We start from the raw sequence: 21443 nt of genomic DNA on the forward strand, positions 1-21443 counted from the left end.
CAAACCAGGCTCGTTTACTTTTAAAGTCTCACCGTTTTCTCCGATAAGATCTTTGCCGTTTTTGGTCCACTGGATTAAATAGTCCTTCGCCTCCAGATTCTGACCGAGCTCAATTGTATCCCCAGGACAAAGCGCATTGCCGCCCTCGATGCTCATGTCCTCACCGATCTCGGGGTTACCCAAATCAAAACTGCGCGCGTTGAAAAAGACAGCGGAAGTGTGATCCGGATTCTGACAGAAATCCATTACTGCCAGTTTGATGTGATATTTACGGCCGGGAACTACAGTCACTGATTCAGATTCCATTCCTACTGTAGAACCGGCATAATCAATTGGAGCTGTCTGAGGATCCGCATTACCGCCTTGATAGGCGTTCCAAAAAAACTCCGGATAAGAATTACAGCTCGTCCCCGTTATTTTTGCATTATCCCAAATACTTTTTAAAGAAATAGGAACGGTAGTTCCCGGTATTTTAGCTAAGTTTTCTCCCGTACCAGTAGTTAAATCAATTAACCAGGCGGCAAATAATGCCCCATTTAAACAAGTGTAGGTACATCCATTGATATAACTATTGGAGGAAAATAAATATTCAAATTTTAAACTATCTTTTACAGGAATAAAATCAAACTCTAGCTGTGTTACCCGCATAGTTGGTTCTGGTTTTCCTCCAGTATCATTTATCGCATCGTTTAAATCTTTATCTCCTACCCAACGATGAGGATTATTTCCTCTACCTCCTACGCCGTAAGGTCCCGGAACATATTGTACTTCACCAGTTGATAATACTATTCCTTCTTCAAAAGGAAAAGAAGATCCATTTTTATTAAAATAACCCAAGGTATTTACTGATTTGGTCGCAGGACTTCCATCTCCAACTTGATATCGTATATTGGAAACCAAATCACATCCTGATTTTACCAAGACGTCTTTTACCAGTTCTTCCACCGTATACATCTCCCCGCTAGGGCTTACTTTTATAGGGGGAGGAACCGTGCCTAAACACAAATCCAGCGTAGTGGTCGGAGTTGTTTCTCCGCTCATCAGTCGGATGTAGTATTTTTTGCCTGGTTTTAACTTGTCCAGCGTTATCTTTTTAACAGCAGCTGTCAATGAAAAACATTGAGATGCCGTAGCATTTATGGCACTGCAATCCCTGTCGTAAAGCGCTCCGTAAAGCGTAGCAGGCATGTTTTTTTCATTGGAAATACTAAATATATGTTTGTCAGAAGTGGCGGTAAACTCAAACCACAAATCTTTCGGAGAGGATCCAACTGCCGAACAAAAGGGAACTGCTTTTCCGGAAGCGGTTGCTCCCGTAAAATCAACCGATAGTTTTTGACCGCAATCCAAATCGGGATTAACCATTAAAGATACCGCATCTGTACAGTCGTCATTTGCAGGTGCAAAAAACAATACGGATTGTCGATATGTCGCAAACTGAGCCTCGTCTAATATATACTGAATATGATCAGCTATATTTTCTTTTACAATTGTATTCCGTCCATATACAGAGAACAGAGAAAAACAAGCCAAAAGAAATAGAACATTTTTTTTCATCTAAACAAACTTAAAACAGACAAATATAATTATTTAATAGAAATTTAACCAAAATAAATTAAAAAATAAGCTATCTAAAAAAAACGTTCTAAAAACTCGATACTCTTTTCGAGAAAAATAAATTGTAAAGTATAATAAACTTAATACGAATCTTTGGCTTGTCTTGAAATAAGTGAAATTAAATAATCATACGCATAACTAGTGTTAAGTCTTTTAATAATTTGTTAATCAACATACCATCATCACTTTCTTCTTTTAATGAATTATTCCTCGGCAATCAATAAATCATGAAACACTTATCCGGGAACAACCAATTCTAACTAAAAAACTATTTATTGATCTGCACCCATCCTGTGCGAATTTTTCCATGCGCCTGAATCACGTAGTAATACGTGCCATCCGGCAATTGTTTGCCGTTTTTGTTTTGTCCGTACCATTGGGTGGTATAACCCTCGTTGTGAGAATACACCTCCGTTCCCCAACGGTTATAAATCTTAATGCTTTCCACGCCATGAGGAGTTAAATCAAAAACATCATTTAAACCGTCATTGTTTGGCGAGATTCCCCGTGGAATCGGACAATCTTCATAATCGATGGTAAAACTGCTTTCATCGGTACACAAACCGTCCTCTGAACTGGCATAGACATAAATGGTCTGTCCCTGAAGAATCTGCATGCCTGCATATAGCTCATTACCCTGTCGTTCCGGTTCGGTATAGTAGTGATTGTGTTCAGACAGCGGTACCAGCTGGTAATACTCGCAACTCAAGGTTTTGTCTTCAAAAACATCTGCTGTGACAGGAGCTGTAATATTTACCTGATAAGCGGTCTCTTCATAACAGCCTTCCTCGCTGTTGACCTGCAACAGGTAAATGGTATGTTCTCCCGGTTCGGCTAAAATATCTCCGGTTTTATAAGCTTTTCCTGCTCCGCCCGGTTCGGTATAGTAATACTGATTGCCTGCTGTGGCAGGGAATACGTATTCTGCACAAACTGTAATGTCGGATGGTTTATCGGGAACTGCTCCTTCTTCTGGCTGAATCGGCAACACAAATACTTCGTAACAACTCGTTACTGTATTTTCAACGCGGATATATAAATTTTGAGGCTGCACTTCTTTACCTAAGGAATAATTTGCTGCATCGGCTATCGCATTTTTGGCTGCTTCAGCATCTTCCATGGTGTTGTAATACCCTGCTATAATATAGATCTCTGTATCAACATTGCGGAACATTCCTGCTTCTACCTGAGTTAAGTTAACCCGGATATCTTGTAAAGAAGTACTACAAACCACAATACTCTCTGCCTGGTGAACGGTTTCAGAAATTGCAGGATAAGCTTCTACCACAATAGTATCCGTAAATTCGCAATTTAACTCGGTAAGATACATCACAACCTTGTATTCTCCGGCTTCACTGACTTCTAAATCCGGAGTGTTAGCGCTAGAAATTAAAACACCATCTTTGTACCATTCATATTCTTTTTTAATTACATCTGATACATCTGTGTATAAACGTATAACGCTCGTTTGGTTATCACACAAAGCGTTATTGGTCTCTATCAATAAATCAGATCCTAACGTAATATCTCCTACATTAAAACTCCCTCCATTTAGAAATACTGCAGAGTGATGTCCTCTGACACACCTACTACCCGCAACTATTTTGATCCTGTATTTATGCCCGGGAACCACTTCTGCCTTTTTTGTTTGTAACGGAACGGTCATCCCCGTAAAATTGATAGGAGATTTTCGCTTATCATAGCGCATATCATTTATATTATTAATCCATCCTACTAAATCAGGATTGATATCAAAACAGCGCAGCTCTTTATCCATGATATACATAGCTCCCACTGGTTGTTCTGTTTGAGGTGTTAAAGCTACATTTGTTCTCTCTTCGGTTTCTTTATTGATAATCCAGCTGCCAACCACACCTCCTCCATTTAAATCATTACTAAAAACGCAAACATCTCCAAAACAATCTGAGGCAAACAGATATTCCCATTGTAAAGAGTCCGTCAAAGGAATAAAATCAAATTCAAGGATTGCCTGATGGGATAGTCCGGTTGTACTCATATTTCCATATAAATTTTCTAAATCAGGATCTATTACATAATCTCGCGGAAAAGGAGGATGATTTACTAAATCCAATTCGTAGGCGCCAAAAGTATTAATATCAACATCTGCGTTGCTCAGTATTACTCCTTCTTCAAAAGGAAATACCTCTTTCCCTTTTGTGTTTTTAAAGTATCCAATAGTATTTGGATTTCCGATAATCATAGTACCATCAGGAAGTACTAAAGATTTTGATATAATATAATCTATATTAGAGGTAACCTCACAATCCGATTCTGAACGTATAAATACTTCTTGGACTAATTCATCTATACTATACAAATCTCCGCTTGGGCTAAACTCAATACTCGGCGAAGTGATACTCAAATTAAATGAGAGTACACTGTTATTAGTACTGCTTTCCACGAACCGAATGTAATACTTTTGTCCCGGAGTCAAACCTCTCAATATCTGGAAGTCCTCATTATCAAACGTTGTTATTTCAAAGCAATCTACCGGGGAATTGCTATTAATTAATCCACAATTTTGACTATAAAGTGCTCCAAACATCCTATTTATTGTAACTCCTATAGATAAGTCTAAAATTTTTAGTACATGTACCTTTTCGGTCGCTGTAAACTCAAACCAGATATCTTTTTGCTGAGAAGTATCCCATCCATTACAACTCGGTAAATCTATCGAAGAAGCGGTTGCTCCGACAAAAGAACCATAGACGTATTTATCCCAATCCGATCCCGGATTGATCGGTACGATTTTGGCATGGTTACAATCAACATTGGTTTGCGGAGGTATTTTGTGTATGGGCAAAGACCATTCGCTTTTAATGTCTTTTTCAGCACAAACACTTCGTATATAAATCGTGTATTCCTTATTCGGGTCTAATCCGGACAGACTTGCTTCGGGGACGCCTGTTACTTTTACGGTCTGAACAGGTTTAGCTATTTCATCTTCTCCGTAATCAACCACTATCACCTCCCATTCTGATGAACCTCCATCCTGCTGCCAGGCTATATCTATGCTTACGGAAGTTTCATCGACAATTTCTACCCCATAAGGTTTCGGACAATCTTTTATTTTTTCTACAGAAATATTATCTAGCCCTACTAATGTGGTTCCAACAGAAGTGATATGCCATGCTAAATTAATATCTCCTTTTATTCCGTCTATCTCAATCAGCTGTTCCTTCCAATCTGTATTTGTATAACTGTCTTTAGGAAGTAATACTTTGGAAAATTCATCGATATCTGTGCCTTTTTCAGATAATAATACTTCAAACTGGCTATCTACAGCAAAACCAAACAAATCATTTAAAGCAACATAATCATACTTTAAAACATATTTTCCTCCATCTAATTTAATAGTAGGAGATATTAACCATGCTTCATATTGTTCTGTCCCCATAAAATCAACTTGATAATAACATGCTATATTCCCTCCTTCTTTACTTTCAGGAATCATACTCATCAATCCATTATTATTCCATCCCATTTCTATTCCGTTTCCTTCATGAAGAGCTTCCCGCACACCACTATCTACCGTTAACCAACAGCCTACCGTTTGGGAATCAGAATTAAATCCTTCCCAAAACGGAGTATCAAATCCGTCTTTACAAGCTGCTCCTGTTTTAAAAACATAGGGTCCTACCCATTCGCTATACATCCCTCCTCCACAATTAACGCGTACGTAGAATTCATAGGCTGTATTGGGATCCAGGTTGTTTCCGTCTATATCTGTAGAGATGATATTTTCATTGGTCGTTGTAGATGTTCCGGAGCTGACCGGTCTTCCTTTACCTTCTTTTTGAACAATATACTCCCACTCTAAATTGGTATCTTCTTCCCAAGATATAGTAACCTCATCTTCTTTGAGATCTTCCACATTTAAATCTTCTGGAGATAGGCAATCTAACTCTTCAAAATACACATCATCTAACCTAAAATACGATGCTCCTGCTGATGGAGCAAGTACCCGCCAAGCAAAATTTACCTCTCCGCCTAAATCTGAAATTATTATCTCTTCTTTTTCCCAGTTTAAACCTTGATAAGTTTTTGCCATCAGTATATTTGAAAAGTCTGACCGGACAGTCCCCTTATTAGAAGCTAAAACTTCGATATCTAAAGTATTATTGTTAGTGTTAAAGTGATATTTTAATCTATATTTTTTAGTGGCGTCTAAGGTAAAGGTCGAAGAAATCAACCAATCATCTGATTGAGAGGTGTTATAATTACTTGCCACAAGTTCTACAAAGCGGTTTCCTTCAAAAGGACTGTAGGTTGAATAACCCCAGGTACTGCTTCCTTCCCCTCTCTCAGAATAAACTACTCTCCAACATGAAGCTGTTGGGGAATCGTAATTAAATCCTTCCCAAAACGGTAAGCTCATTTTGGTACAAGTCGTTCTAAATAGCATGGGACCTTCCCATTCCGACCATGAATTAGCATTATCTTGTCCGTTGATACACTTAGCCCGTACGTAATACTCATACACTGTATCGGGTTCTAGAGAATCTCCGTTAAACTCCTTCGTAATAATATTTTCTGTTGTTGTTGTTTTAACTCCACTACCTACCGGAATCCCGGTCTTTCCTGTCTTCTGTACCACATATTCCCACTCTGTGTTAATCTCGTCTTCCCAATAGATTGTGGCTTGATCCTCCTTTTCTTCTTTTTTATACAGCTTAATTGGTCCTGCACAGACTACCTCTTCCAGAGTTACATAATCTATCGCTATCCTTTTCCCTTCAACGCTATCGGTTATGACTCCCCAAGCCACTTGAATATCTCCTCCTATATTTTTTAGATAAACGGTCTGTTTAATAAAATTAGGATTTTCCGAATCTATATCATTAGGAAACAAATCTTTATATTCCGATTCTCCTACCTTTATTAAGACATTTTCATCAAAAAAGGATTTATCGTTAATATAAGTGCCCAGCACTACACCTCGAGAATATTGTAAGTAATATTCTAATTTATATGTTTTTGTATTATCTAAAGTGAATGTTGGGGAAATTAACCAATATTTATAAAGCCCTAAAATTCTCATATCTAACATCATACCGAAATCTCCTTCATAGCGATAATCATATAAATTATACTTTCTCCATCCTCTTGACGGATCATTATTATTAATAATCCTCCAACAATCAAAAGTAACAGAGTCTGAATTAAATCCTTCGGTAAAAGGTAAAGGTAAAACAACACAAGGTGTTCTAAATATAATCGGTCCGATCCACTGGCTTTTATTGCCTGAACCGCAATCCGTACGCACCCAAAACTCGTATTCTGTATCGGGCAGTAAACTTCCTCCACCATTTACACGGGTAATGATTTCCTCTTTATTATTGGTAGGCGTCCCACTTCCGGTAGGTACTCCACCACCACTAATGGGCACGGGCCGTACGTAATATTCCCATTGTGTGTTATTATCATCTGTCCACTCCAGGGTTACCTCGTCCGTTTTTAAATCGGTTATTGCAATATCGTCCAAATCTATCCCTACACAACCCACTTCTTCAACCGTTACCAGATCCAGATAAACTTCCGTTTGTCGGGTAGAAGTGATATGCCAGGCCAGATGTATATCTGCTGTAATACCCTGTACATATACAGTTTTCTTTTTATAAGTACTTTGGCCATACACCTGCTTAGACAATAAAACAGTGGTGAACTGATCGATATCTATTCCGTTTTGAGACAACAATACTTCAAATTCGTTTTCATCAGCCACTAATGCAGAAGTTTTGTAATAATATGAAATCGCATAAATACCACCGGTCAGCGCAATCGCCGGAGAAATCAGCCAGTCATCATGCGTTTTGTTTGGGTCTCCTTTAAAAAACATCGCCTTATTTCCTTCATAAGCATAATAAACATCTACACCATACCAGATATTGTCATCCGTTGGAGAAGTTGCATCCTGATTGCCATCCACAATTGTCCAGCAATCAAATGTAGTTGACGTCGTATTAAATCCTTCCGCAAAAGGAACTGTCAACGATGAGCACAACGTTTTAAAATCAAAGGGACCTGCCCAACTGCTCATACCATCTGCACCACAGTCGGTGCGTACATAGAACTCATATTGTGTATCGGGCTGTAAACTATTTCCATTTTGATCCTGCGTTATAAGCTCCTCTTTATTAGTCGTTGTTGTAAAAGTAGACGGTGTGGGATCGCCATACGGAACTACATAATATTCCCATGTACTGCCGGAACTATCATCCCAATAAATAACAGCTTCGTCCGTTTTTACGCTTTTCACTTCTAAATCAGAAGGTGGGATACAGCTAAAAGCAGTTTTTTCTGTGGATAGCTGTTTTTCCCGATGGATTTGGAACTCCTCAAAAGAAGGGGTAACAGACCAACGCTGGATGCCATAAGCAGCTGCAAGGCATAGTAAGGCTAACATGAAATAGATTATTTTTTTGATCATAATTATATTGCATTTAATCTTGAATAATTGTCAATCCTAAATAAGACTTAATTTTAACTTAATATCTACCGCAATATATTAACATCAAATCAATGATCTTAATTTACATTGTAAACAAATGGTAAACTAAATTATTTTTTTAAAAAACACATCTAACTAATAATCAAAATAATAAAATAATAAGTGTTAAAAAATGCTTATGGAAACAAACACTATTTTAAAAAGACAGATATTATTTTATTTTTACCATGCTTTTACAAATTCATCTAGATTATCATTTTTGTCTAAAGTCAATTTCTTTCTAATTCTACTTCTTATAGTAATTAAACTTCTATATTCAATGCTTAACAAAGTTGCTATCTCATTATTATCCATATTTATTTTGATGTACATACATATTCTTATCTCAGCTTTCGATAACTGCGGATATTTGTTTTGAATAGTCGCAAAAAAAGTTGGATGTATTTTTTGAAAAGCAGCCTTAAACTTCTCCCAGCTTTTCTCTTTATTATCTAGATTACGAATCATTTGCTTTAATTCTTTTTCCATATCTTCAGCTTTAGCATTATTTTCGACTACTTTTTCTACTTCTGACAAAAACTGCGTATTTAATAATAACTGAATATTCATAGCCACTAACTCCCGATTTTTTTTATCTAATTCATATTCATGTTTTTCTTGATTCATTTTTTTCAATTTAGTTTCCACCTTTGCTTTTTCAGTCAGTCTCTTTTGTTCTAATACACTTATTAACAAAGATTTCTTTTTGTTTCTGTATAATAGTGCTAATAAAAGTGCAATTCCTAATGTTGTTACAATCAGAAAAAAGTAAACTCTAGTTCGATTAAGGTATTTTTGTTTATCTATCTCTCGATTTATTTTTAATAATGTATTTTTATACTCTTGCTCTTTCAACTTATTTTCCCACTGCATTGACTCAATCTGAGATTTTATTTCAGCACCATTAATACTATCTTTTACTTGATGATATTTTTCTAAATAACTATAAGCATCAAATAATCTGTTCGTTTTAAAATAGATGTTTGAAATAGTTTTAAGCGTACCAAAATCTAAATAAATACAATCTACCATTTTGTGCCCTTTGAGGTAATAATATAAAGCTTTCTCATAGTTCTCATCATACTCATAAATATTTCCATAATGTAAAAGAATATGCCCTTCCAAACTAATATCGTTAAAATATTTTGTAAAACCATAAGCTCTTTCAATATAACTAATTGATGCTGTTGTATTTCCAGAGTATAGTTCTGCATCAGACAGAAAGGTTAACACCTTAATCATTGTCAAAGTATCTTTAAGTGCTTCGAATGTTTTAAAAGAGGATTTTAATTTTTCTTTCGCATGCTTATAATCGGATTGTCGTATAAGAAGTTTCCCTATATTAGCATGATGGATTGCCTTACCAACCGTATCATTGTTTTTTTCAAATATTTCAAATGCTTTTTGATGGAAGATAGAAGACTTTTCTATATCATCCATAACAAGATATATAACACCTAACATATTATAAAACTGACCTAAAGCTGCTTCATTATTTTTTTCAAAATACTGTTTTGTAGATAACAAATACTCTATACTCTTTGGATAATTTTCGTTGTGTGAGTAATACAAACCAAATTCATAATTTATACGTGCTTTTAAATCCTCATCAACGGTATAAGTGGCTAATTTGGAAGCTTTTTCCAATAAATAAAAAAGACTATCATTTCTATATTTCGATCTTTCAACAACTTCCCTGTAAAAATATGCATATGCTAAACTCAGAGAATCCTTACTTTTTTTAGATTGATTATAGAGCTCCTTTACTTTTAAATCTGCTTGTTCCAAATCATAGTTTAATAAAGAGTCCAATTCTTTGTATGTTTTTATTGTTTTTTTATCTAACACCTCATCTACTACAGACTCATTACTATTTCTCAAGAAAAAGATAGCAAAAGCTGTTGTTACAGTTAAAACTAAAGAAAAAAACCCTATCTTATATTTTATACCATTCATTATTGATTCAAAAAAAGTTAATTAAAAACTAATACAATATAATAAAATTATGTGTATCACTACTTTTTATGCATTATTATCAATTGAATTATTAAATAAAATTGATTGAAATTTTTATAGTTCTACAATTTCATTTATCCTATACCTTGATATCAATATTTAAAATTGGTTACTTTTCATTAATTTTGTACTACTATATAAATATATATGATTGAAAAGGAAGATATAAATTTTGAAAGATCAGTAATTGTTGGAATTATTACTAAAGATCAAGATGAGTCAAAACTCAAAGAATATTTAGATGAGTTAGAATTTTTAACTTTTACAGCAGGAGGACAAGTATTCGAACGCTTTATACAGAAAATGGATCAACCCAATCCAAAAACTTTTGTAGGAACAGGTAAAATAGAAGAAATTAACAGTTATATAATTGAAAATGAAATACATACTGTAATTTTTGACGATGAATTATCTCCTGCCCAACAGAAAAACATTTCTAAAATATTGAATTGTAAAGTTCTTGACCGTACTAATCTTATTTTAGATATTTTTGCACAACGAGCACAAACCTCATATGCCCGAACCCAAGTAGAATTAGCACAATTTCAATATTTGCTTCCTCGTTTAGCGGGGATGTGGACTCACTTAGAAAGACAGCGTGGTGGAATTGGGATGCGTGGACCTGGAGAGACTGAAATTGAAACTGACCGCCGTATAGTTCGTGATAGAATATCTTTATTGCGAGAGAAGTTAAAAGTTATTGATAAACAAATGTCCACTCAACGAAGTAATCGCGGAGCTATGGTAAGAGTTGCATTGGTTGGTTATACCAATGTGGGCAAATCTACTCTGATGAATGCTGTTGGAAAAAGTGAAGTTTTTGTTGAAAACAAATTATTTGCAACGCTTGATACAACAGTTAGAAAAGTTGTTATTGGAAATTTACCCTTCTTACTTTCTGACACAGTAGGTTTTATTCGAAAACTACCCACTCAATTAGTTGAATCATTTAAAAGTACATTGGATGAAGTTAGGGAAGCTGATTTATTACTACACATTGTTGATATTTCTCATCATGATTTTGAAGACCACATAGAATCTGTTAATGAAATTTTGAAAGAAATAAAAAGTAATGAGAAGCCTATTATAATCGTTTTTAACAAAATTGATGCTTATCTGCCAGAAGTTATAGCTGAAGATGATTTAATGACAAAACGTACTTCTCATCATCGTACTATTGAAGAGTGGAAAAAAACATGGATGTCTAAAGTTGGTGAGCAAAATGCTGTTTTTATATCAGCTACTCAAAAAGAGAACTTTGAAGAATTTAGGAAAAAAGTATATGAAGCAGTACGCAATATTCATATAACTCGTTTTCCTTATAACAATTTTCTTTACCCTGATTATAACTCTATAATTGATTGATTAAAAAAAAGCTGCTTCAAAATTTTGAAGCAGCTTTTTTAAAAACTTGTAAAATCTAGATTTACGAAATTCTAAAAATTATAATTTATTCCTAGCCCAACCATTTCTCTAAGTTGAAATCCTTGATAGGCGAGGTCGTCATACACCGCCTGAAATGTTAAGTTAGTAGACAAAAAGCGATTAATTTTCATCACGACATTTAATTGATAGTCTATAACTACGTTTTCTGGTTTTTCAAGATATTTGGAATACAGGTTTAAAATATTTTCAACAGAAACGTTTTCCATTGCATTAAACTTGTAATAACCATTCACTGCCATCCCTAACTGATATTTCATTGTTTTTCCCTGTTCAACGCCAAAAGCATCTCCAAACTCTGTAAAATGATCGTGAACAAGAATAAATCTAGATGTTGCCGGAGCAATATTAACTTTTAAATTATCTGATTTTTTCCACAACATACCCGGACCGATTTGCAAATATGCCGGAGACATAAAATGTGAATTTTTAATACCATTTTCATCTAAACCGGTATCCATCTGAGTTTTAAAGTTTAAAAATGCAGAATAATACCAGTTCTTAGCTGCTTTTTTCCCTAATAAAGAATTTATTTCTAAGCGATCATCAGTTTTTTTCTGATCTTCCCCTTTTATCTTAGTTAAACCATAACTAACCTGCAATTTATTGTCCCAGGTCCAATCTTCTTTTTTATAATTTAAATCATAATTGACATTGATGTTTCCGGAAAAGTTATTATCTCCTCCCGCCTGCCAGTTTGAAAAACTAGACTGATTTAACAAAAAGGCAAAATTTCCTCCTGATGTCCATCCCTGTTCTTCGGTTTGTGTTGCTTCTTCAGTTTCCTGAGTCTGATTTTCCTGAGCATAAATGGAATACGAAGCTAATAAAGCCACCAAGCTCAATAAGATTTTTCTCATATTGTTATTTTTTATACGAAAATATAAACAAATTACTAAAAAACAAAAATTAAACTCATTTTTTAAATGTTTTCTTAAATATTGGCACAGCAGAACAAGCTTCTCCAAACATAATTGACCGAGCATAATTCATCATTTGCTGTGTAGCTAATACATACGCTTCTTCTGGAATTTCTTTTTTAGAACACCCTTTTATTATAACAGGTAAATCGATATATGAAGAGTAATCCAAAGTAAGTAGAAGCTCCTGATAAATAGATTTTTCTAAATGATCTTTATCGCCCAAAAACACACGTTTTGCTACAGGCTGCAAATAGCTTGTCAACAGCATATATGCCCATCCGGGTAAAATAGCATCTGTGGAGCAGTACAATCCCACAAAAGCATCTTTGTACACTGACCAATCTACTTGTTTTAAGGCTTCCCTAAAATCTTTTTCTCTCAAAACAAACCCTTGATAAAGCCACTGTGCTATATCCACCTCTAAACGAGGATTCGAAGGATAAATCTCTTCCAAATCAAATATTTTAAGTGAGCTGTTAGCTACTTTATTAATGATTTCGCCTTCCATAATTAGAGCATTCCTAATTCTAACTTAGCTTCTTCACTCATTAAGTCCTGTGACCAAGGCGGGTCAAAAGTCAGCTCCACTTCAACACCTTTTACTTCATCAATAGACTTTATTTTCTCTTCTACTTCCATGGGTAAGGTTTCTGCTACCGGACAGTTTGGAGAAGTTAAAGTCATTAATATTTTAACGTCACTTGTTTCATTTACAAATACGTCGTATATCAATCCCAATTCATAAATATCAACTGGAATTTCAGGGTCATATATTGTCTTCAACACTTTTACAATATTTTCTCCCAATTGTTGTACATCCATTTCTTCCATATTATATTCCTAATTTATTACTGCTTAGCTTGATAAGCTAAAGCGTACATTTTTATTTGTTTTACCATAGATACTAATCCATTGGCGCGAGTAGGCGATAAATGTTCTTTCAGACCAATTTCGTCTATAAAACCTGTATCTGCCTCCAAAATCTCCTCTGCTTTTTGTCCGGAAAAAACCCGCACTAATATGGCAATTATTCCTTTCGTGAGAATAGCATCGCTATTGGCTGTAAATACCACTGAGTTGTTTTTATCTTCAGCGTGGAGCCAAACCTGCGACTGGCATCCTTTTATTAAATTTTCTTCTACCTGATATTTTTCATCTATTAAAGGAAGGTTTTTTCCTAGCTCGATAATGTATTCATAACGCTGCATCCAATCGTCAAACATTGAAAACTCATCAATAATTTCTTGCTGTACTTCTTTAATTGTCATTTGTTTAATATTTTAAGATAGCATTTGCTTTGCTTTTTTCACTGCTTCAATCAAAATATCTATTTCTTCTTTCGTATTATAAAAACTAAAAGATGCTCTTACTGTACCGGGAATCCCATAAAAATCCATAATGGGCTGTGTGCAGTGATGTCCGGTACGAACAGCAACCCCTAATTTATCTACGATTACTCCTATATCATACGGATGAAGTCCCTGAATATTGAAAGAGATCACAGAAGTTTTTTCTTTTGCCGTTCCGTAAATTTTTAATCCCTCTATTTCAAGTAATTTTTTAGTTCCGTAGTCTAAAAGGTCTTTTTCATATGCTTTTATTTTGTCAAAACCAATCCCATTCAAATAATCGATGGCATATCCCAACACAATACCTCCGGCTATATTAGGCGTTCCTGCTTCAAACTTATGAGGCAGGCAAGCATAAGTTGTTTTTTCAAAAGTAACCGTTTTAATCATTTCTCCTCCTCCCTGATAAGGAGGTAGTTTATCAAGCCAAGCTTCCTTTCCATACAAAATTCCCGTACCCGTTGGTCCGCAAATTTTATGTCCTGAAAAAACATAAAAATCGCAATCCAATGCCTGCACATCTGGCTTAATATGAGGAGTTGCCTGTGCTCCATCAATTAAAACGGCTGCTCCCACTTTATGAGCCTCATCAATAATGTATTTAATGGGGTTAACAGTTCCCAAAGCATTAGAAATATGCGTTACGGCAACCATCTTTGTATTTGAATTAATGAGCTTGTCAAATTCCTCCAAGATAAGATCTCCTTCTTCATTCATTGGAATTATTTTTAAAGACGCTCCCGATCTTTCACAAGCAAATTGCCACGGCACAATATTAGAATGATGCTCCATTGCCGAAATTAATATTTCATCTCCTTTTTTAAGGAAAGAACTAAATCCGTTAGCCACCAAATTGATACCGAAAGTTGTTCCGGCAGTAAAAATGATTTCTTTATCTGACTTAGCATTAACATGATGCTGAATCTTTTTTCGAGATTCTTCGTAGGCATCTGTTGCTAATTGACTTAGCGTATGAACTCCTCTATGAATATTAGCATTGATTGTTTCATAATATTCTATAATAGCCTTCTCAACTACTTTAGGCTTCTGAGCTGTAGCTGCATTATCAAAATACACCAATGGTTTCCCGTTAACTTTTTGATTAAGAATAGGAAAATCAGCCCTTATCGCATTTATATCTAACATGTCGCATACTTTAAAGTTTAAAAAACAACCTCATCGTTTGAGGTAAAAATTTTTCTTGCAACAAAGATACGCATTCGTATACTTTAGTAGAATAAATATTAATTTAAAATTAATCTAAATATGTTTTATATCCCGTAAAAAGATTATATTTTTGCCTCAATTTAGATTAAATATAAATATTGATCCTATGAAAAAAATAGCTTTTATCTTCTTGACTGCTCTGGTTATCACCTCGTGCAACCAAAACAAAAAAGATCAAACAACAGAAAATACTGTGGAACAGACAGAACAGAAACAACACGAACGAATTGTGTCTCTTAATGGTTCAATAAGTGAAATTTTAGTTGATCTGGGTGAAACAGAAAATATCGTCGGGGTAGATGTAACAAGTACTTTTCCTGAAAATTTGAAAGAAACTGCTAAAGATTTGGGACATACTTCAAAAATTTCGATTGAGAGCCTGATGTCTTTACAGCCCACTGTAATTTATTTTACAGAAAAAGAACTTAGCGATGATTTACAGGCACAGTTACAAAATTCAGGAATAAGATTAGAAAAACTAACGCAGGAGTTTACGGTAGAGGGCGCAAAAAACATGATAAAATCTGTTGCTAACTCTCTTAACAACAACAATTATCAGCCACTTATCGACAAAATAGACGAAGATATCAGTAATCTGCATACTTTGGAAAAGAAGCCTAAAGTTCTTTTCATCTATGCACGCGGAGCATCGATGCTTTTAGTTGCAGGAGATGAAACTCCGGCTAACAGTATTATCAATCTTGCAGGAGGGCAAAATGCAGTAACAGAATTTAAAGATTTTAAACCACTTACTCCAGAATCACTTTTAAACAGCAATCCGGATTATATTTTAATGTTTACAACCGGACTACAAAGTATGGGGGGTGTTGACGGCGTTTTAAAAATTGAAGGCATTGAAAAAACAAACGCAGGTAAAAACAAAAGAATTATAGCTATGGACGGACAATTGTTAACTGGTTTCAGTCCGAGATTAGGATTAGCCGTAAAAGAACTAAATCACCTGCTATCAAAATAATACAATGCAAAAAAAGCTGTCTTTTTATCTAATTTCATTACTATTATTTTTAATAGTGCTAGCTGTTGCATCTATATTTATAGGAGTTTATCAGTTTGAAGAAGGCAGTTTAAAAACTATTTCGAAAATACTGTCGGGCAATGAAGACATCAATCCTAGCGATTACTATGTGTTTTTTGATGTCCGGCTTCCCAGAGTATTAATGGCTATTTTAATTGGATCTGGACTGGCTGTTTCAGGAACCTGCTTACAGGGAATGTTTAAAAATCCATTGGCGTCTCCTGATCTCATAGGAATTACTGCCGGGTCTGTTTTATTTGCTGCCATAACAATTGTTTTAGGTAGTTATGTCAAAGCCGTTGTTCCGGAAATTATTCACTTTTCGTTACTGAGTATTATGAGTTTTATAGGCGCTATGATTACCATGTCATTTGTCTATAAAATTTCATCTACAAATGCTAAAACCAATGTAGGCGTTTTATTACTTGCAGGGGTTGCTATTACTGCCCTATCTGGCGCTACAACTGGTTTACTTACCTATCTTTCTGACGATGAAGAACTCAGAAACCTCACCTTCTGGACACTGGGAAGTCTTGCTGGTGCTACATGGACAAAAGTCGGTATACTGACCGCAGTAATCATAACATCCGTAGTTCTGTTAATTAATAAAGGGAAGTCTTTGAATGCGATGATGCTAGGAGAACGGGATGCTTCTCACTTAGGAATCCCGGTTGAAAACATCAAACGGAGAATTGTATTATTATCGGCACTTATGGTAGGGGCTTCTGTGGCTTTTACCGGTACAATTGGCTTTGTCGGCTTAATAGTTCCCTATATTTTAAGACTTGTATTTAAGTCCAATTATTACTATATTCTTCCCTTATCAGCCGTGTGCGGAAGTATTTTATTATTGGGAGCAGATACTATAAGTCGGACAATCGTTCCGCCTTCTGAAATACCTATCGGAATTTTAACATCCATCATGGGAGCTCCGGTTTTCATTGCTATATTAATTCGATTTAAAAAATCAATTTAGGTCATGATTCAAGCTCAAAAAGTAAGTTATAGATCAAAAGAAGTCCATATCATCAACGATATAGACTTTGAATGCAATTCGGGTGAGTTTGTAGCGATACTAGGTCCTAACGGAGCCGGAAAATCTACTTTTTTAAGTCTGCTCGCTAATGAACTCCATCAAAAAGGCAATAAAATTCTACTCAAATCTTGTGATTACAACCAGTGGTGCGAAAAAGAATTGCCGAAGCACAAAGCCAAGTTTTCTCAGCACAACAACAGTGATATTCCTTTAAACGTAGAAGATGTGGTTATGATGGGAAGATATCCTTATTTTGACCACATCCCCTCTGAAGAAGATAAAAAAGCTATTCAGTATAGCATGGAATGCATTGATATTTGTCCGCTTCAAAACAGAGAATACAATCACCTTTCGGGTGGAGAAAAACAAAGAGTTCACCTTGCACGGGTTTTATCTCAGCTCAACAATAACGTAGAAAACAAATTATTGTTTTTGGATGAACCGCTAAATAATTTAGACGTACTTCACCAACACAAAATTTTGGAATTAATCAAAGATTTTACAATTAAAGGAAATACAGCTATCGTGGTTATCCACGATTTAAACTTAGCTGCTCAATTTGCCGATAAAATCTTACTTTTGGAAAAAGGAAAAAAAGTTTGTTATGATACGCCTCAAAAGGTACTTACGCAAGATACACTTTCTAAAGTGTACAATTTTCCGTGTATTGTAACTACTAATCCTGTTAACAACAACCCTCTAATTATATTTGGAAAATAAAAGATATGAATACAAGAGCCAATATTTTAAAAGAACAATGGGACACGCTGAAAAAAAATAATCCTGGAATGCGAATCCGAAATGCAGCGAAAGAACTTAACGCAAGTGAAATGGAACTTCTGGCTACTCAGATTGGGAATTCTGTTACTCGATTAGAACCGGATTTTATAAATATTCTCTCTGAAATAGAATCCTTAGGCAAAGTCATGGCACTAACTCGAAATGATGAATGCGTACATGAAAGAAAAGGTATTTACAGTAATCCTGATTTTTCATCACCTCACGCAGGATTATTTGTAAATCCAGACATTGACATGCGGATTTTTCTAAGTCACTGGAAAAAAGCATTTGCTGTAAAAGAACAAGCAGGAAATATTGAACGAAAAAGCTTACAGTTTTTTGGTAAAGACGGAGAAGCCATTCACAAAATTTATCTGGTACCTCAAAGCAATGAAGCAGCTTTTGAACAGCTTATAGAAAAATATAAATCTGAAAATCAATCTATAGAAGAAACCACCGAGCCTTATTTACGCAATATGGATGAGCGATTGGATCAAGAAATAGATATTGATGAATTTAGAAAGGGTTGGAAAAATTTAAAAGATACCCACGATTTCTATGCCCTTGTCAAAAAACATAATTTGTCCAGAACACAGGCTCTGCGCCTTGCTCCGGATGAATATTATGCAAAACCTATTAGTAAAGATTCGATTATAACCTTACTAGAAAAATCCGCAGAACAACAACTACCTATTATGGTTTTTGTAGGAAATAAAGGAAATATACAAATCCACACTGGCGAAATCAAAAAATTGATGCGGCACCAAAACTGGTATAATATCCTTGATCCTGACTTTAATATGCATTTAGATATGGACAAAATAGCCCAAACCTGGATTGTAAGAAAACCTACTGAGGATGGAATAGTGACCGCTGTTGAAGTTTATAACGAAATGGGAGAAATTATTGTTCAATTCTTCGGGAAAAGGAAACCAGGCATTCCTGAACTAGAAGAATGGAGAGAGATAGTAAAAGATTTAAAATAAATGAGAACCGGTATATCATAAAGTTATACCGGTTTTTTTTAAATCTCTTTATTAAAGACTGCATAAATATAAAAAGTTTACATTTGCTTAATTTTAACACAAAAAACGATTAATTATGGCGAAAAAAGTTTTTATATTCATTTTTGCTGCATTCGGCGCTATTGCTATCTTAAACAGCTGCAACAGTGATGACTCTGATCCCAATGGCAAAAATCCTGACCCTGACGATTCAGAACTTCCCACTCCAGAGCCAGAAAACCCAGAACCTCCTAAAGAAGGAACTTTTAACTATAAAACATTCCACAAAGTTCACACTGCTTTTGGCGATGGACTTTCTCAAAATGTAGAAGACTCTTTTGACTTCCCTACAGACATTGAAAAAGTGAAATCTATAAAAATGTATGTACAATTTGACTGCCCATGCAACATTTGGGATGTTTTTGCTAACATTCAAGCTAAAGACAAAATTTCAGGAGAATGGTATGAAATAGGAAGATATATTACTCCATATGGAAAAGATTCCTCTCCTCTGGAAAGAGGGTTAGAATTTGATGTAACAGATTTTAAATCAATATTAACAGGAACTACAGAGCTTAAAGCCTACACAGAAGTCTGGGGAGCTGATGGATGGCTGATCAGTGTTGATTTCGATTTCATATATGGTGAATCAGATTACAAATACTCTTCTGTTATTCCAATTTTACAGTATAATGCAAACTCAATAGATGGTGAACCTTATGGTGAACCTCATAACTTTGTAATGAACAAAATGATTAATCTCCCTGAAAATTCTGAAGCTGCACATCTTAGAACTATTATTTCCGGATGGGGACATGCTACTCCTAATGATCCAGGGGGAAGAGGTTGTGCAGAATGGTGCTTTAGAACGCATCACATATTAATAAATAATGTGTCCTCTTTCAATCATTATTTAGGTTCTATAGGCTGCGCGGATAACCCTATAATAGACCAAAGAGGAAACTGGAAACCTGACAGAGCAGGATGGTGTCCGGGAATGGCTGTACCCACAAGGATTGACAAATTAGATAAAAATCTTCTTGGAAAACAATTTAAATTTGAATACCAATTCCAAGAATGGGAAAATAATATGGAGTATCCAGGAGATAACCCTCACGCCTATTACGCCCTTTCAACCTTTGTAATTGTCAAAAGTAATACTCCAATCGAAAAACCGACTGTTGTAAATTAGAATAAAAAAATATGCTTTGGAATTCCAAAGCATATTTTTTTATTCTATTAAGATATTTCCATAAGAATCAATGTTTTCCGTACTTGTCTAAAAAAGCGAATTAGTTATTAAACAATTGTTGATAACTAATTCGCTTTTTTGTTCTGGTTAGGTTGAATCCAAATTTTGTAAGCCCTAAATTAGCTAACCCGTTTTAGTTGTTTACACCTTTTTTTACATCGCTCATCCTGTGAAAATTGACTATTCTGTTTTAAAAAAATGATTAATTCTGGATGCTATTGTTTAATTAAAAAATGTTTGTGCTATGTCTATTTTTGATAAAAGAGTAAATTATAAACCATTTGAATACCCTGGCGTTTATCAGTTCACAGAAGCGATTAATAAGTCTTTTTGGGTACACAGCGAAGTAGATTTTACTGCCGACACTCAAGATTTTCATTCTCATTTAACCAAAGAAGAACAATTAGCCATCAAGCACAGTCTGCTGGCAATTGCACAAATAGAAGTAGCCGTAAAAACATTTTGGGGAAATCTATACCAGCATTTTCCAAAACCGGAATTTAACGGACTGGGAAGTACCTTTGCTGAATGTGAATTCAGACATTCTGAAGCCTATTCTCGTCTCTTAGATGTATTGGGATATAATGATGAATTTGAAAGCTTGCTAACCGTCCCTGTTATCAAAGAGCGCGTAGAATATTTATCTCAGGTATTAGAAAATTCGAGTAATAAAACCGACCGAAAAAAATACGTCGTTTCGCTGATTCTGTTTTCTCTTTTAATCGAAAATGTCTCGCTGTTCAGTCAATTTGCCATTATTCTTTCATTTACCCGTTTCAAAGGACTAATGAAAAACGTGAGCAACATCATTGCTTGGACATCTGTGGATGAACAGGTACACGCCAACGCAGGAATCTACATCATTAATATCATCAGAAAAGAGTTTCCTGACTTTTTTGACGATGAATTAATCAATCACGTTAATGACGTAGTCACAAAATCAATAGACATCGAAGAAAAGATTCTAAACTGGATATTTGAAAAAGGAGAAATTGAAATCGTTACAAAAGAAAACCTTCTCAATTTTATGAAATTCAGAGTAGATGAAAGCATGGTTAAAATAGGGTTAAACAAAGTATTTAATATCACACAAGAACAATACAAACCTATGGCGTGGTTTGAAGAAGAGGTTTTTGCCAATAGTCTGGACGACTTTTTTGCCAAAAGACCGGTTGACTATACCAAACACGACAAAAGTTTTACTGCAGACGATTTATTTTAATTGATACACTACAGATAAAGAATAAAA

Annotated in this window: 15 protein-coding genes; 7 read left to right on the forward strand and 8 right to left on the reverse strand. The window is 35.0% G+C overall.

The window, feature by feature from the left end; all coding sequences use genetic code 11:
* The 3 genes from C8P70_RS12220 to C8P70_RS12230 form a co-directional block, all read right to left on the reverse strand.
* The coding region (locus tag C8P70_RS12220) for a choice-of-anchor L domain-containing protein (protein WP_208293409.1) at positions 1–1557 on the reverse strand (1557 nt) is incomplete at its 3' end.
* Positions 1558–1885: 328 nt separating this feature from the next.
* A complete protein-coding gene (locus C8P70_RS12225) occupies positions 1886–8044 on the reverse strand; it encodes a choice-of-anchor J domain-containing protein (protein ID WP_166666227.1) in 6159 nt (2052 codons plus the stop codon).
* Between the two features lie 267 nt (positions 8045–8311).
* On the reverse strand, positions 8312–10084 hold the full coding sequence (locus C8P70_RS12230) for a tetratricopeptide repeat protein (protein WP_133713603.1): 1773 nt from the start codon (positions 10082–10084) through the stop codon (positions 8312–8314).
* Positions 10085–10291: 207 nt separating this feature from the next.
* Between C8P70_RS12230 and hflX the strand changes: the two genes are divergently transcribed.
* A complete protein-coding gene (gene hflX / locus C8P70_RS12235) occupies positions 10292–11509 on the forward strand; it encodes a GTPase HflX (RefSeq protein ID WP_133713604.1) in 1218 nt (405 codons plus the stop codon).
* 71 nt (positions 11510–11580) lie between these two features.
* On the opposite strand, the gene C8P70_RS12240 is transcribed toward hflX, so the two are convergent.
* Genes C8P70_RS12240 through C8P70_RS12260 form a run of 5 tightly spaced genes read right to left on the reverse strand, consistent with a single transcriptional unit; the run spans position 11581 to position 15005 of the window.
* Entirely contained in the window at positions 11581–12447 is an 867-nt protein-coding gene (locus C8P70_RS12240) for a DUF3078 domain-containing protein (RefSeq protein ID WP_133713605.1), read from the reverse strand.
* Positions 12448–12502: 55 nt separating this feature from the next.
* Entirely contained in the window at positions 12503–13018 is a 516-nt protein-coding gene (locus tag C8P70_RS12245) for a DUF2480 family protein (RefSeq protein ID WP_133713606.1), read from the reverse strand.
* 2 nt (positions 13019–13020) lie between these two features.
* Entirely contained in the window at positions 13021–13341 is a 321-nt protein-coding gene (locus C8P70_RS12250; protein ID WP_133713607.1) for an SUF system Fe-S cluster assembly protein, read from the reverse strand.
* Positions 13342–13358: 17 nt separating this feature from the next.
* A complete protein-coding gene (locus tag C8P70_RS12255) occupies positions 13359–13778 on the reverse strand; it encodes a SufE family protein (RefSeq protein WP_133713608.1) in 420 nt (139 codons plus the stop codon).
* Positions 13779–13790: 12 nt separating this feature from the next.
* On the reverse strand, positions 13791–15005 hold the full coding sequence (locus C8P70_RS12260; RefSeq protein WP_133713609.1) for an aminotransferase class V-fold PLP-dependent enzyme: 1215 nt from the start codon (positions 15003–15005) through the stop codon (positions 13791–13793).
* A gap of 187 nt (positions 15006–15192) precedes the next feature.
* On the opposite strand from C8P70_RS12260, the gene C8P70_RS12265 reads away from it, so the two are divergent.
* The 6 genes from C8P70_RS12265 (at position 15193) to C8P70_RS12290 (ending at position 21416) form a co-directional block, all read left to right on the forward strand.
* Positions 15193–16062, forward strand: a complete 870-nt coding sequence (locus C8P70_RS12265) for a heme/hemin ABC transporter substrate-binding protein (protein ID WP_133713610.1) — start codon at positions 15193–15195, stop codon at positions 16060–16062.
* Between the two features lie 4 nt (positions 16063–16066).
* Positions 16067–17098 (forward strand): FecCD family ABC transporter permease, encoded by a 1032-nt coding sequence (locus tag C8P70_RS12270; protein ID WP_133713611.1) that lies wholly within the window; start codon positions 16067–16069, stop codon positions 17096–17098.
* A gap of 3 nt (positions 17099–17101) precedes the next feature.
* On the forward strand, positions 17102–17878 hold the full coding sequence (locus C8P70_RS12275; RefSeq protein ID WP_133713612.1) for a heme ABC transporter ATP-binding protein: 777 nt from the start codon (positions 17102–17104) through the stop codon (positions 17876–17878).
* Positions 17879–17883: 5 nt separating this feature from the next.
* Entirely contained in the window at positions 17884–18924 is a 1041-nt protein-coding gene (locus tag C8P70_RS12280) for a hemin-degrading factor (protein WP_133713613.1), read from the forward strand.
* A 115-nt stretch (positions 18925–19039) separates the two neighbouring features.
* On the forward strand, positions 19040–20134 hold the full coding sequence (locus C8P70_RS12285; RefSeq protein ID WP_133713614.1) for a peptide-N-glycosidase F-related protein: 1095 nt from the start codon (positions 19040–19042) through the stop codon (positions 20132–20134).
* Positions 20135–20438: 304 nt separating this feature from the next.
* Positions 20439–21416: a ribonucleotide-diphosphate reductase subunit beta gene (locus C8P70_RS12290; protein ID WP_133713615.1), complete on the forward strand. Its 978-nt coding sequence runs from the start codon at positions 20439–20441 to the stop codon at positions 21414–21416.
* Positions 21417–21443: the final 27 nt, after the last annotated feature.

Origin of the sequence: Myroides indicus (assembly GCF_004364575.1) — a bacterium.
GTDB lineage: Bacteria > Bacteroidota > Bacteroidia > Flavobacteriales > Flavobacteriaceae > Flavobacterium > Flavobacterium indicum_A.